The sequence below is a fragment of the Desulfovibrio fairfieldensis genome, assembly GCF_001553605.1.
Classification (GTDB): domain Bacteria; phylum Desulfobacterota; class Desulfovibrionia; order Desulfovibrionales; family Desulfovibrionaceae; genus Desulfovibrio; species Desulfovibrio fairfieldensis.
The window spans coordinates 1,674,839-1,687,559 of the sequence record NZ_CP014229.1 but is presented as its reverse complement, the minus strand read 5'-3'; the positions used below and the strand labels follow the sequence as shown (position 1 = coordinate 1,687,559).

Genomic DNA, 12,721 nt, shown 5'->3' with positions numbered 1-12,721 from the left:
CAGGCAAATGCCTCCCGTACCCCTTTCCGAGGGCGCTGAAACGGTGGACGTGGCGGTCAATATTTTCGCCAAACCGTTTCAGACCGCACTCTCGCTGCTGTCGCTGCTCAAGCACAGTGGGGAGCATGTGGGGGTGATCTGGCTGCAGTTTGAGCCGTATGGTTCGCGATACGATGCCATCAGCCCGTATTATATTGCCCGGTATCTGCGAGAGGAGTTGGACGAGCGCTGTGAGGTATTCCAGCCGAATTTCTGGCTGGCACGCGAAGCTGTCGATCCCGCCCGGCTTGACGATCCGGACTACCGGCTGGGCATCCGTTATCAATATGCCTTTGAGCAGAGCCGGAGCCGCAAGCTTTTTCTGATGCACAACGACGTACTGGTGCTGCGCGATATTCTGGGCGACATGCTGCGGGAAATGGGCGACGCCTTCGCTCTGGGGGCAGTGGGGCAATGTTGGAACTGTCCGGCACGGCGTGAGGAACTCACGCGCGAAATTATGGGCTGTGGCGCATGCGGCCCGTTGCACTATACGGAGTTCCGGCCGGATTATGAAGCCTTGTGCCGTCTTTATGCTCTGGCGCGACAGCGTGGCATTTTTGTGAGGCCTTATGATGAGGGATTCGCGGGCATGTTCGACGCCCAGCCCTGGCCCCTGCCGGAATGCCGGGTCAGCGAATGGGCCTGCCTGCTGGATCTGGAAAAGACGCGCCCGTTCTGCACGCCACAGGGCCCGGCATTCACGCCGGGAGCATTTCGCCGTTGCGGCACGGAAAATCTTGATACGGGCGTGGCCTGGTTCAGAGACATGCACGCGCTGGGTTTGCGCGCCCGGCATTTCGAGCTTACGCGGTATCTGAAGCACTGGGTGGGCACGGGCAATAAAACCCCCCGGCGCTATGCGCTGGCCGAGTCAAATGCCTTGGGGTTGCTGCAACGCCAATATCCTCAGTATCTCCAATGGCTGACGGAACAAAGCGGAGAGGCTTTTCTCAGTCAAGCTGAAGTTGAATAGGCTGCTGTCTCCGGGCTGTCTGCTCCATTGCCATTTATGCTTCCATGACATAGGATAAATGAAGATAGCACAATGAAACTATGTTCTTTATTTTTAGTGCCGTAACAGCGGGTTCTTATGAAGCAACATATTCGGATTTCCATCCTTATGGCAACCTACAATGCGGCCGCTCAGCTTGAACGTACTTTGCGCTCAGTGGAAAGGCAGTGTTACCCCCATTGGGAAATCATTGTGCAGGACGGCGGATCAACAGATGGCACGCTGGAAATCCTTGAAAGTCATCGTGCTTCTGTTTCTTGGGTTTCCGAGCCGGACCGGGGCATTTATGACGCCTGGAATAAAGCTGTGGCCAGGGCCAGCGGAGACTGGGCACTTTTTCTCGGCGCTGACGATTTTCTGATGAATGACAATGTGCTTGCGCAATGCGTTCATTTTTTGAGAAAACTTGATGACGACATTATTTTCGCCTATGGCGTGCTGCTGATGGGTGCCAACGGCAATGTAAGCGGCATCCTGAACAGAAGCCGACATGAGGTCTTTTCCCTTTTTATCAGTGATATGGGGCTTCCGTTTCCCGCAACATTCATCCGGACGGACTTTCTCAAAAGTCATCCTTTTGACAGAATATATAAAATAGCTGGCGATTTCGCCTTTTGCGCGGAACATATCCGCCTTGACAATCTGGCTCGTCTGCCGGTCTGCGTCAGTTTTTTTGAACTGACCGGCATAAGCAGTAGTGAAAATTCACGGAAACAGCTACTCAGGGAGCGCCTGCGGATTTTGAAAACCAAGGTGGAACCGCGGATTGAAGAATTTACTGCGGCCCTGATGGGAACGGCCGAAAGTTCTGGGCAGGAGCACGGGTTTATCGAGTGAGAAAGGTTAAGCTTAAGTTGATGCATTCGTGATGTGTTAGGTTTCGATTAGATCCGTATTTCTTTAGCGCGCATTTCCCTGAGTAGGCGGAAATCTCGGTTTTTACTTTTTTCGTGAGAAGTACACAGCCTTCATTTAGATTCCGCAAAATGATTATTGTAGAAATTTGAATGAAGGGTATCTTTATACTGCCGCGAATTTTTTAGTTTGTCTATTTTCTCAAACAGTTGGTCATAAAAGTCGATACATATATTTTATGATAAGTCTTTCAGCTTGTAGCTTGGAAAGAAAATTTAATGGAATCTATATCATTATCAACAACGAGGTGTATATCTTCATGTGTAACTGGCTACCATTTGTGGTGAAGCGCATGAGTAGATTATATTTTTGCATCTGCTTATCTCAGCCAGCTGTGGGTAATGCTGGCTAACTTATAAAGTATATAATACATTTTGTATGGTATTACTTCATCAGATATTTTGTTGCATGTGTATATAGCCATAGCTTCTTGTAGTCTTATGATTGCTTTTTATTTTAGTTTCACAAAATCTGCACGTAAACTTGCAGAAGTTTGTCTGTTTAACATCAATAATGCATACAAACTTCGATATCTGAGATTATTTTTGATGCGATGTCCCATAATTTAATAAATTATGGATTTTTGAAAAACTATTCTATATAGACATTATATTCCCTTTAATCTGGCATAAGATAGCGTAATATTTCAAAAGATTCAGCATAGTTTACACCAATTAACATGCCGTCATTAATACATTTATTTGTAAAATAATCAATCCATGCATTATGTACACGATGTAATTCTGTTTTAAAACATTTAATAGTTTGCATTTTAGTATCAAAAGTATTTGTGATATCTACAAAAAAATTATTTCTAAATATTTCAGTCGATACGTACCAGTTAGATTGATACATAAGAAAGCGAGGGACATGGCGGCCAGCCATCATAGATGCTTTAGCTGCATTGACATGATCTAGATGCGTATCATGCGGCCAGTGAGCATAGATAGTGTCAATATTATTTTTTTGTATATAGGCCAAAATAGCGCTTACCATTTTCTCATCACAATCTATATAAAAGTTTTTGTTGGGAAGTATTGTCAGGGTGGCTCCAATGATGGCAGCCGATTGTTCGGCTTCTGCTCTTGCGGTATCTGCTCTTCGGATGACTGTGCCGTCTGGGGCAGAATATGCAGAATCGCAGAGTATCATGATATGGACTACCTCGCCGTGGCGGGCATGCTTAATGAGTGTGCCTCCGCACCCCAGTTCTACATCGTCAATATGGGCTCCGATAGCCAATATATTCATATAACTTTCCCCCAGCAGCTCATTTTTAATACGTTGGCGGATATGCCCGCAGCTGCGGCATTAGCAGGATCATGTGACCACTGTTCGCTCCTTGACTGCACCATCTCCTATGAAGATATTGTCTGTCCTCAAGTTTTGGCTTCTCTATCTAATCCAGTAATAGGTCTATGGAAACTTGCCAATAATAGCCTTCTAGGTTTTGATCGGTGTGCCGTATTCAAAAGTATGACTATACTTAAGTATTTGAACAAAGGAATCACTTTGTATAATTTCCTATTATTGCTATCATGGTATTTCTTGAAATAACACATTTCTTACCAATATACCAAGCATCTCGAAATCCGCATATTTAAAAATGCTATACCATTTGCGAATGTCATCAAATACTTATGTAAAATAAATAGCATATTTCATTAAGGAATAATTTTTTATTAATAGAAATGAGTTATCCATTTATTTTAGTATGCAGTGCACCATTTTAATGGCGAAAAATATAATGATGGCAGATAGTCAGTCTAGATGTTTATTAAAAAATCTACACAATATGATTGATAAATTGTTATACAACAGTATAATTGTTTTTATCGCTGAGAGAGTATGTCACATAATTTACGTATCTTTATGGCCCATATACCAATAAACATATTTATATTAGTTTTCGTGTAAAAACTAAATTGAGGTCTCCTCTAAGGCCATCTGCAGCAAAATACGACTTTTGGCAATACCACAGTTGAAAAGTATATCAAATGCGGAGAGGTTCGGCTCAAATGCTCCATAAGGTTGTGAATAAATCGGATGGGTAAAATGTTGCCAGAAAACCTCCACGCCCGCTTCGATAAAAGGTGTTGATTCAAAATAGTTCCGGGCTCCGGTACCTGAGAGGTAACGAGTGCTGTCCACCTTACGCGTTAATTCAGCCACCAAAGCATTGCTTGTATATTTAGGTTGTAATTCACTACTGTAGATAATACGCGGGACATGAATTCCAAACAGTTTAAGCATGACCTCAATCGAGTACATGGTAAATCCCATGAGCGTTGAAGAAGAATTGGCGTAAATGTCCTCCAGATATGGCAGTATATTTTGCCAATATGGAGTAGTATGATAAAAACTGTGCCACTGGTTCAGATGTTTTTCACGCCACGGCCCTTCTGCTATAAGGGCATCCATAATTCGCGTGGAGAGATGGCATTTCTTCAGAGGAATGCTTATCCACTTCACACCGTTGGGGGTTTTGAGTTTGTCCCGATGTACCCACCCGGCTTTGTTCAATTGTATATGATCGAGTACTATCCAGATATCGGTCTGCAATAAACGATGAAAAAAACCGAGATATGGAATAAAATCCGGTTGGTGGATGACTACTGTACTGGAAACTTTAGGCATGAAGTATACCTTTGATGATGTTTATGCAACGTGAGCATCCCATTCCGTCACATAATGTTCCAGCTTTTTTACTTATGTTTTCTAGTGAAGACAGTGATCTTTCCATTACCAAAACTACGTTACCTTCAAAATAATTCCCCTTACGTCTGCCGCCTACAAAGCCAGCCCCCTGTTGTTCCAAAAAAGCAGCATTGTCCTCTTCATGGGGCTCAGACGCCACGATGCACGCGGGCAGACCTGTGGCGGCGGCTTCAAAAGGGGTCATACCACCTGTACAGATAAGCAGGTCACTTTGTAAAAATTCTGTCGCCATGTCAGGGACGCAGGCCTTACGCCGCCACGCTGGATGGGCGGCTAGCAGTGGACGCAACTGGTTTTCATGGGAGTAACCGGCGCCGGTTATCAGCGTTATGGACAGCCTATCCTGCCAACGAGCATGAGCGAGGCAGCGCAGGACAAAAATACTGCCACCCCATGTGTCGCTCCCACCCATACTGACTAAAATACGCCATTGTTTATCTTCTTTGCGAACATACTTACTCAGGCCGAGATTTTCTTCGAGCAACATGTATTCAAGTCCAACAAAAGCGGGGCAAGGAGCTTTCCGTGCAACTGTAAAGTGGCAGGGCATGGTTAGTACCACAGCGGTTGCCCCTAACAAGCCAGCACCGGCATCATCCATATGTATGCGCGGCAGTTCCGGCGGTAATGCCTGGGCATGGGCCAGAGTAGTATCAAGCCGGTCATTCCACCACAGATTGATTTGGCGCTGTGCCAGCAAGTCTCTTTCCCATTGTCCGTCCTTCTCTCCTACTGGGGCTATGAAGACTTCAAAGCCCTCCATTCGTAAGATATTGCAGGAGGTTATATCGTCATTGGCGACAAAGAAAGATGAGATGCCAGCTGTACGCAAAGCTCGCGCCAAGCGTAGGGAGCGGTACACATGTCCTAACCCTTTACTATGTGAACCTTCAACACAAATCAGCACTGCCCGCTTCTGCATAGTCGTATGGCCTCTTTAGTGTTCACCATCTCGCCAGCGTGAGCCACGATGCAGCGTGCCCGCACTAAGTCTTCAACATAGTCCACGGTTAGGCGCACCTCAGGCGCAAAGGTTGACTCATCCGGTGGCAAAGCGGCATTGCGAATTTCACTTTTATGCTCCAGTAAATATTCATCCACATGCTCAAAGTGGTGAGGCTTATTTGCGTTGTGCAAAGTGTATTCCAGCATTTCTCGGCGAAAAACCTCGCAGCCGACGCCAATGGGCAATACCCCGAAAGAAGTTGAGAAATCAGCCTGTTGTGTTAAGTGTAGACGTACAAGCCGCTGTAAAGCATACGCGTCAGGAAAAGGATTATCGCCAGTCAGACGTACCACATGTTGAAAGCCGTAATGGCATGCACATAATACATAACGTTCTAATACGTTTTCTTCCGGACCACGAAAGTAAGCTATGCTTCGTTCTTGGCAGAAAGCTTCCACTGCGTCGTTCGCCGGGCGGGTGGAAGTGGCGATAACGAGTTTTCCCGGCACATCAGCCATACGACGACAGATATGCTCAAGTAATGGGTATTTCCCTATGGGCATTAAAATTTTACCCGGCAGGCGGGTCGACTCCATACGCGCCTGCACTATCAGTCCTATATTATGAACGGCCATTTCGTTCATCGAATGTCGTTCCATGTGAGAATAGTATCCTCTGGAATGTCGCGCGCGGCAGCGCGTCCGAGGAACATATCCAAAAATTTAGGTTCAATGCCTGTGCCCGGACGCTTGGGCCAGATATCTTCAGTGGTAAGGACAGTACCTGCGGCGATAGCGCGCATGGCCACCAGACTCTTGCGGTTGTTACGACGATTTTTTACTTCCGGGCCATAGGGACCTTTGACGTCGCTGCCCATCATACATTCCATGAGACGGATTTGGCGCACGAGAACGGCAAGTTCCTGCGGCTCGGACGAAAGCATATGATCAGGCCCATCGGAGTGACGATCCAAGGTGAAATGGCGCTCAATCAGTGCCGCACCGAGAGTGGCTGCTGCCAAAGATGCCCAGATCCCCAGAGTATGGTCAGAAAAGCCCACTGGAAATTGCGGAAATTCCTGTTTTAAGGATAGCATAGCCCTAAGATTTACATCATGTGGATGCGTGGGGTAGCCAGAAATGGTGTGCAGTAATATAATTTGTCTATTACCTTCAGATATAATTGTTTCTACGGCTTTCCGCACCTCCTGTATTGTGCACATGCCTGTTGAGAAAATGACGGGCTTGCCTGTTTTGGCAACATAACGTAAGAATGGTAAATTGTTCGCGTCATCCGCTCCTATTTTATAGCATGGCACACCAAGACGTTCGAGCATTTCTACATCTTCTGGATGTGAAGGCGTGGAGAAAAAGCCTAGCCCGCGTTGAGAAGCATGGGAGAAAAGTCTCTTATGAGCTTCTTCTGAGAGTTCATGCCGCCTGAAAAAAGCTTCCTGCGAAAGGTAGTTCGTATTTTCCATGTCGAACATGGCGTAACGCGATGTAATAGTTTTACTGCGGTATGTTTGTAATTTAATAGCGTCTGCACCGGCATCGGCCGCCGCATCCACTAGTTTTATTCCTGTAGCCACATCTGAAAAATTACCGCCTATTTCTGCCACCACATAGCATGAAGCTTGGTTAAAAATCATAGTTCCTCCTATTTTCCAATAGATTGAACCCTATTTAGATAATTTTTCACAATGATACGACGCCCATCGGCTAGAGGAACAAAGCTATCTGTCGTAGCGCGAGGCAAATAGCAGTGGCGGCATGGGGAATATTGTTTGAAGCCGTCACAACGTGCATGTGCCTCGCGCAGGGCGCGGAGAGTTTCACTATTCCAGATATCATATACGCTCCTGCTTTTCACGCTACCTAACGACAGACCTTCCTTGCTGTCGTTGGAGCAAGGTAAGGCCATACCATCGGAAGTGATGACAAGACGTTGGTGCAGCATGGGACAATAAAAGTCCGGTACATAGATTATCGAATCCAAGCTATCTACTTCCAGATAGTCTACGAGAGGGTTGAAGGCCACAAAATCCACAAGAGGGCTTAAATAGTTATAATAAGCCAAAGGATCTTTTGCGATGGCGGGCCATACACTCTGTACCTTGACCACCGGACGCACTTTACACAAACGTTCACGCGATGCCCGTAAAAATTTGAGTTTTTCCACAGTCTCTTCAAAGCGCAGTGGTTTGCGGATATTCTCGTAAATTTCGTGCAGACCGTCAAGTGAGACGGTAATCCAGTCAGCTCCAGCCATGATAATTTCATGGATAAAGGTTTTATCTAATCGACTGGCATTGGTTAAGAAAGAAACTTCGCCTATACCTTTCTGTTTGGCGTAGGCGAGGCAATCCAGAAATTGTGGATGTAAAGTGGATTCACCGCGGAACGAAAGGCGCAAGGCAGGGACATGCGCTGCAATTTCATCCACAATATCGCGGAAAAGCTGCACCGGCATAAATTGACGATCCACAGTGTTTTTAAAGGTTCTGGTGTTAGTGTAGCACATAGGGCAGTGAAGATTACAAATGGAAGAAAGTTCCATATCGACCAACAGAGGCCATTCTCCGAAACGGCGTTTTTCCACCCGAGCCAACCACTCTTGCCGATAGGCCCTGTAGGCGGGTTCCCAGCCATGGGCGCGTCGCCGTTCAAACTCAGCCTCTCGGGCGGGAGTCTCAAGACTATAATTCCCTTTGTTCACGTAATTCGTCATATTTTATCCCTATACTCAGGCCTGCTGTCGTAGCAGAAGTACACAAAAATTCGGCAACGACTTGGGCTGCTTGTGGCAAAAATGTCATTGGAGGTTACGTAAGAAGTGTGACACGCAACGGCGTAACCCTTCATGGAAGTTCGTCAGACTGAGGGGACCGAAGTCCCGCGTAAAGCGGGAGATATCAGCCACCGCATCCATGATGTCATGCGTCCGCTGGCCGGGAATGATGCGGATAGTAGGTGAATAGCCCATCAGGGAGGCAATATGTTCAACGACACTCCGAATAGAACGAGATCCACCGCTGCCAAGATTGTACACGGTGCCTTTTCCGTTTGACTCCAGCAAAGCTATAAGAGCCTGTGCTACGTCGTCCACATAGATAAAGTCCCGGCGAGTTTGGGCTGTAGTGAGTTCTACCTCACCTGTGGCCTGTAGTTGTTTGATAATATGCGGAATGACAAAGTGTTCGCTCTGGCCAGGGCCATAAATATTGAACGGACGCACAATGGTCAATGGAACGTGTCGGTATGTACAATAAAAATGGCAAAGTTGTTCACCGAGGAATTTACTGTGACCATAGGGATTGTCCGGGTAAACGGGATGGCCCTCATTAATGGGAAGACGTTGCGGGGTGCCATAGACGTAAGCGCTAACATAACACAATGAAGCTTTTTGTTCGACACAAAAATCTAAGACGCGCCGCGTCCCCTCCACATTAAGAGCAAAAAAATTTTCAGGGTGCTCCCATGCTTGGGGAATGAACGTTGCTGCTGCTGTGTGAAATACGTAATCATAGCCTATATGAGGCAAATCGTGATACCAGTCGTCGTGCAAAAGGTTTTGACCCGTGGAGGTGGAGCAACCTACTACGATATGGCCTTGCCGCTCCAACTTGATGCGGAGGGCTTGTCCTAAAAAGCCCGTATGTCCCGTCACCAGCACTTTTTTCGTGCTCATAACCGCTACCCTGTATACACTATAGCCCGTTCCAGTTCTTCCGGACGACCAATGTCTTGCCAATGCTCGTGCAATGGATAGGCTGCTGGGCAATCCCCCTCTTCAATACAACGTTGTAAGAGGTCGGGCATGTCGTAAAAGGTGTCTGCTGGGACATCATGAACCCGCTTGGGATCTAGAACATAGATGCCCGCATTGACATAATATGTGATGAGCGGTTTTTCTCTGAGCTCTACGATTCTATTTTGGCATACTGTAGCTACTCCAAAGGGGATTTGTTCTTGGTGACGTCCCAAGACAGATGTTATAGATGCCCCTGACAAAACATGAAAATCCAATATGCTGTCGAAATCCACATCTGCGAGTACATCCCCATTCATGACAATGATGGGATATTGTTCTTGTTTCTGTATTAATGAAAGAGCGCCTGCTGTCCCCAAACGCTTTGTTTCACGTAAATACCGGATTGAAACTCCCCACTGCTGTCCATCGCCAAAGTAATGTTCAATAACTTCTCGTTTATAATTTACTGAAATATAAAAGGAACAAAAACCCTGATGTATGAATTTTTCAAGAATGTGCTGCAAAATTGGTTTGCCACCAAGTTTCAGCATTGGTTTGGGGCAATCACGGGTGAGACTACCCAGACGGCTTCCTAAGCCCCCGGCCATAAGAACAACTATATTAGGATGTTCAGCCTTCACCTGTACGGATGCGAACACGTCATACACGGCCAGCACATGGCCCTGAGCATTAATCAGTGGAATGTATCGGGGGGCTTTGTCTAGGGCCAGTTGAGTCGCGCCTAGCTCATCTTTTGATCGGATTACCCATGGCTGGCGGAACATAGATTGAGAAATCGGGGCTTCTAGCGCCACACCTCGTAAAAGAGCGCGCCGTACGTCGCCATCTACTAGTGTGCCTTGCAAGCGTCCTTCAGCATCCAACACAAAGACAATTTTATGACGTTGTGTTGCAAGACGTTTGATAGCTTCAAGAAGACTACAACTTACAGGACAAAGGCATTGTTGTAAATCTATATCGGATATTTTGCGGATCATATGATATACCTATTCTTACGCTGCACAATGTTACCTTCCCTCGTAAACCAATCAATTGTTCTGTCAATCCCTCGGGAAAATCCTTCAAGACCGCAAAACTCCGGTTCCCAATTTGTGATAGTGCGCAGTTGGTTATTATCAGCACATAAACGCTCAATTTCACTTTTCTTAGGGCGCAGACGGTCAGTGTCGCAGGTAATTTTTATCTCCGCGCCCATGCGGGCCGCGATCAGGTTGGCTACATTGAGTATGCTGATTTCGAAACCACTCCCTCCGTTCAGAACTCGTCCCACGGCCTCTGGACAGCGCAAGACGGCCTCAAAAGCCGCAGTGGTATCGGTCACAAAACTAAAATCGCGCGTAGGATGCAGCGCCCCTAAATGCAACGTGCGCATGCCGGAAGAAATTTGGTTGATAATGGATGGAATGACTGCCCGAGCTGACTGACGCGGACCGTAGGTATTGAAGGGGCGCAATATGCTGATGGGTAGTCCGAAGCTACGGTAAAACGACAAAGCCAATTGGTCGGCGGCAATTTTAGTCGCAGCGTAAGGGGATTGGGCCTGTAAAGGGTGGTCTTCAGTAATAGGCACCTGCTGCGCGGTACCATAGACCTCACTAGTGGAGGTGTGAACCACACGGTCTATCTCCAGATCTCGTGCAGCCTGCAGAATATTGAGTGTACCGGTGATGTTGGTGTCTACATAGGAGTCTGGAGAATTATAAGAGTAAGGGATGCCGATTAGAGCTGCTAAGTGCAGTACACTACCACAGCCGCGAAGGGCCATGCGCACCCCATTGGGATCACGCACATCGCCGCTGAAGATATCAAGATCGTTGAGTATATGAGCAGGTAACGTGTCCAGCCAGCCGCATTTGCCCCAAGAGTTATACAGGACAAAGGCGCGAACATCATATCCCTTATTCAGCAAAAATTCCACAAGATGAGAACCGATAAAACCATCAGCTCCGGTAACTAATACTTTTTTCATGATCTTCTCCGTCAGTTTATGACTGTGGTGACGACCCTGAAATAGAATCAATATCGTAATATTCTATTTCATATTTGAATAATAATTTTATATTTTAACTAATTAAAAAAGATGATTATATTCGACAAGTGGAAATATATCGAGAAAACTGTGTGGATTTGTATTGTATATATGTGTATTGCGTTTGATTGATTCATTTTTTAAGAAACTATACTGTGAAAAAAGTTTATACATACACTTGATTAAAGTAAAATTGTCATCTGTAATGTTACCTTTAGTGTCAACACCTCTCTCAAGCCCTGTATTCATACTTTTTTTATAAAAATAATTGTATCGTCTTGTTATCAAATCAGTGTGATCAATTCCAAGAAGATATATTTTCTCAAAGCCCATAAAGAAGGCTAACATCAGTGCCATGATAGGCACACTTTGCACACCGGACATTGGTCCGCAAATATCACAGGGGTTTAGTGGCAATGCTTGCCACGGTAGGCTCATATCCATGCAGAGGTGTGACCTGTTGGCAAAAATACCCCGTTCATGCGCAAGCGTGAAGTCCGCCACGCTGAGAGTTATGGTGGCGTCCCAAATCTTCTCGTCCATATCGGCCAGCCATTTGGCCGCATGATCGTGTGTCAGGCGCATTTCATCATAAGGGATCGTAGGTAGGCAGTGAAAGTGTGGTCTATATATCGCATAATCGGAATGGAGGTAGCCATTGGAGACTGAGAAGACAACATCATGGCATAATAATTTGAGGTTATGGTTTTTTAGGGAAGGTGCGTTGCCAAGAATAAAACAGCGTTGCCCTAGATAGCGATTCGCATATGCGAGATTCGTACATGTCAAATTCCCGTATGATGCCTGCAGTGGTAAGTTTAGTCTGGTCAGATAGTTTTTGATCTCCAAAGCCAGTTCGGCTGATTCTTGAGGATAATCTTGGCTCTCTGAGAGCGCCAACGCTGCTTGGGCAGAGTAGGGGCGACCATCTTTCAGCATGGCCAAGGCCACGAGGTAATGCAGGCCCGGCGCCTGCAAGCCGTGCGCGGCCACCAAACCGCCTAATTTTACGGCAAGTGGCGTATCTCCCTTTTGCAGGATTTTCCCTAAAAGTCTGCGCAACCTTAAGCTGGCCTTTGGCTTTTCTATCTCAGGCATATTTTGCAGCCATGTCGTCATATCCTTGCCGATGTCATGGCCCTCTTGTCTTTCTGTTTCACTCATCAATAAACCTTTCTGGAAAAGTTGTTAAGTCTGCACCCACAATCGGGGATAACGATGAAGTTCGAGGCAAAAGTTTAATAAACTAGTGTCTTGTAAAAATGTCGTGGGGATTAATCCTGTG

12 protein-coding genes are annotated in these 12,721 nt (G+C 46.2%); 2 read left to right on the top strand and 10 right to left on the bottom strand.

Annotated features, from left to right (window positions below; all coding sequences use genetic code 11):
- The first annotated feature begins 7 nt into the window (after positions 1 to 7).
- Positions 8 to 1,015 carry a hypothetical protein gene (locus AXF13_RS07200; RefSeq protein WP_223299998.1) on the top strand — a complete coding sequence of 336 codons (1,008 nt, stop codon included), beginning with the start codon at positions 8 to 10 and terminating at the stop codon, positions 1,013 to 1,015.
- Between the two features lie 117 nt (positions 1,016 to 1,132).
- Positions 1,133 to 1,891: a glycosyltransferase family 2 protein gene (locus AXF13_RS07195; RefSeq protein WP_062252227.1), complete on the top strand. Its 759-nt coding sequence runs from the start codon at positions 1,133 to 1,135 to the stop codon at positions 1,889 to 1,891.
- A gap of 696 nt (positions 1,892 to 2,587) precedes the next feature.
- Here AXF13_RS07195 and AXF13_RS15905 read toward each other — a convergent pair.
- The 10 genes from AXF13_RS15905 to AXF13_RS07165 form a co-directional block, all read right to left on the bottom strand.
- Positions 2,588 to 3,220: a PIG-L deacetylase family protein gene (locus tag AXF13_RS15905; RefSeq protein ID WP_083521996.1), complete on the bottom strand. Its 633-nt coding sequence runs from the start codon at positions 3,218 to 3,220 to the stop codon at positions 2,588 to 2,590.
- Positions 3,221 to 3,889: 669 nt separating this feature from the next.
- Entirely contained in the window at positions 3,890 to 4,606 is a 717-nt protein-coding gene (locus AXF13_RS15900; RefSeq protein WP_083521995.1) for a WbqC family protein, read from the bottom strand.
- Positions 4,599 to 5,609 carry a glycosyltransferase gene (locus AXF13_RS16545; RefSeq protein WP_150116093.1) on the bottom strand — a complete coding sequence of 337 codons (1,011 nt, stop codon included), beginning with the start codon at positions 5,607 to 5,609 and terminating at the stop codon, positions 4,599 to 4,601. The genes AXF13_RS15900 and AXF13_RS16545 overlap by 8 nt, the downstream gene beginning before the upstream one ends.
- Positions 5,588 to 6,292, bottom strand: a complete 705-nt coding sequence (locus AXF13_RS15895; RefSeq protein ID WP_223299997.1) for a cytidylyltransferase domain-containing protein — start codon at positions 6,290 to 6,292, stop codon at positions 5,588 to 5,590. The genes AXF13_RS16545 and AXF13_RS15895 overlap by 22 nt, the downstream gene beginning before the upstream one ends.
- Positions 6,274 to 7,284 (bottom strand): N-acetylneuraminate synthase family protein, encoded by a 1,011-nt coding sequence (locus AXF13_RS07180; protein WP_062252224.1) that lies wholly within the window; start codon positions 7,282 to 7,284, stop codon positions 6,274 to 6,276. The genes AXF13_RS15895 and AXF13_RS07180 overlap by 19 nt, the downstream gene beginning before the upstream one ends.
- Positions 7,285 to 7,292: 8 nt before the next feature.
- Entirely contained in the window at positions 7,293 to 8,363 is a 1,071-nt protein-coding gene (locus AXF13_RS15890) for a radical SAM/SPASM domain-containing protein (RefSeq protein WP_083521994.1), read from the bottom strand.
- An 84-nt stretch (positions 8,364 to 8,447) separates the two neighbouring features.
- A complete protein-coding gene (locus AXF13_RS15885) occupies positions 8,448 to 9,323 on the bottom strand; it encodes an NAD-dependent epimerase/dehydratase family protein (protein WP_083521993.1) in 876 nt (291 codons plus the stop codon).
- A 5-nt stretch (positions 9,324 to 9,328) separates the two neighbouring features.
- Positions 9,329 to 10,384, bottom strand: coding sequence for a nucleotidyltransferase family protein (locus tag AXF13_RS15880; protein WP_083521992.1), 1,056 nt, complete (start codon positions 10,382 to 10,384; stop codon positions 9,329 to 9,331).
- Entirely contained in the window at positions 10,381 to 11,376 is a 996-nt protein-coding gene (locus AXF13_RS07170) for an NAD-dependent 4,6-dehydratase LegB (protein ID WP_062252222.1), read from the bottom strand. The genes AXF13_RS15880 and AXF13_RS07170 overlap by 4 nt, the downstream gene beginning before the upstream one ends.
- A gap of 102 nt (positions 11,377 to 11,478) precedes the next feature.
- Positions 11,479 to 12,600 carry a motility associated factor glycosyltransferase family protein gene (locus tag AXF13_RS07165; RefSeq protein WP_062252221.1) on the bottom strand — a complete coding sequence of 374 codons (1,122 nt, stop codon included), beginning with the start codon at positions 12,598 to 12,600 and terminating at the stop codon, positions 11,479 to 11,481.
- Positions 12,601 to 12,721 lie beyond the last annotated feature (121 nt).

What these genes read in the sequence shown, in the direction of transcription:
- AXF13_RS07200 (WP_223299998.1), top strand. Translation starts at nt 8, where the DNA reads ATGCCTCCCGTACCCCTTTCCGAGGGCGCTGAAACGGTGGACGTGGCG.
- AXF13_RS07195 (WP_062252227.1), top strand. Translation starts at nt 1,133, where the DNA reads ATGAAGCAACATATTCGGATTTCCATCCTTATGGCAACCTACAATGCG.
- AXF13_RS15905 (WP_083521996.1), bottom strand. Translation starts at nt 3,220, where the DNA reads ATGAATATATTGGCTATCGGAGCCCATATTGACGATGTAGAACTGGGG.
- AXF13_RS15900 (WP_083521995.1), bottom strand. Translation starts at nt 4,606, where the DNA reads ATGCCTAAAGTTTCCAGTACAGTAGTCATCCACCAACCGGATTTTATT.
- AXF13_RS16545 (WP_150116093.1), bottom strand. Translation starts at nt 5,609, where the DNA reads ATGCAGAAGCGGGCAGTGCTGATTTGTGTTGAAGGTTCACATAGTAAA.
- AXF13_RS15895 (WP_223299997.1), bottom strand. Translation starts at nt 6,292, where the DNA reads ATGGAACGACATTCGATGAACGAAATGGCCGTTCATAATATAGGACTG.
- AXF13_RS07180 (WP_062252224.1), bottom strand. Translation starts at nt 7,284, where the DNA reads ATGATTTTTAACCAAGCTTCATGCTATGTGGTGGCAGAAATAGGCGGT.
- AXF13_RS15890 (WP_083521994.1), bottom strand. Translation starts at nt 8,363, where the DNA reads ATGACGAATTACGTGAACAAAGGGAATTATAGTCTTGAGACTCCCGCC.
- AXF13_RS15885 (WP_083521993.1), bottom strand. Translation starts at nt 9,323, where the DNA reads ATGAGCACGAAAAAAGTGCTGGTGACGGGACATACGGGCTTTTTAGGA.
- AXF13_RS15880 (WP_083521992.1), bottom strand. Translation starts at nt 10,384, where the DNA reads ATGATCCGCAAAATATCCGATATAGATTTACAACAATGCCTTTGTCCT.
- AXF13_RS07170 (WP_062252222.1), bottom strand. Translation starts at nt 11,376, where the DNA reads ATGAAAAAAGTATTAGTTACCGGAGCTGATGGTTTTATCGGTTCTCAT.
- AXF13_RS07165 (WP_062252221.1), bottom strand. Translation starts at nt 12,600, where the DNA reads ATGAGTGAAACAGAAAGACAAGAGGGCCATGACATCGGCAAGGATATG.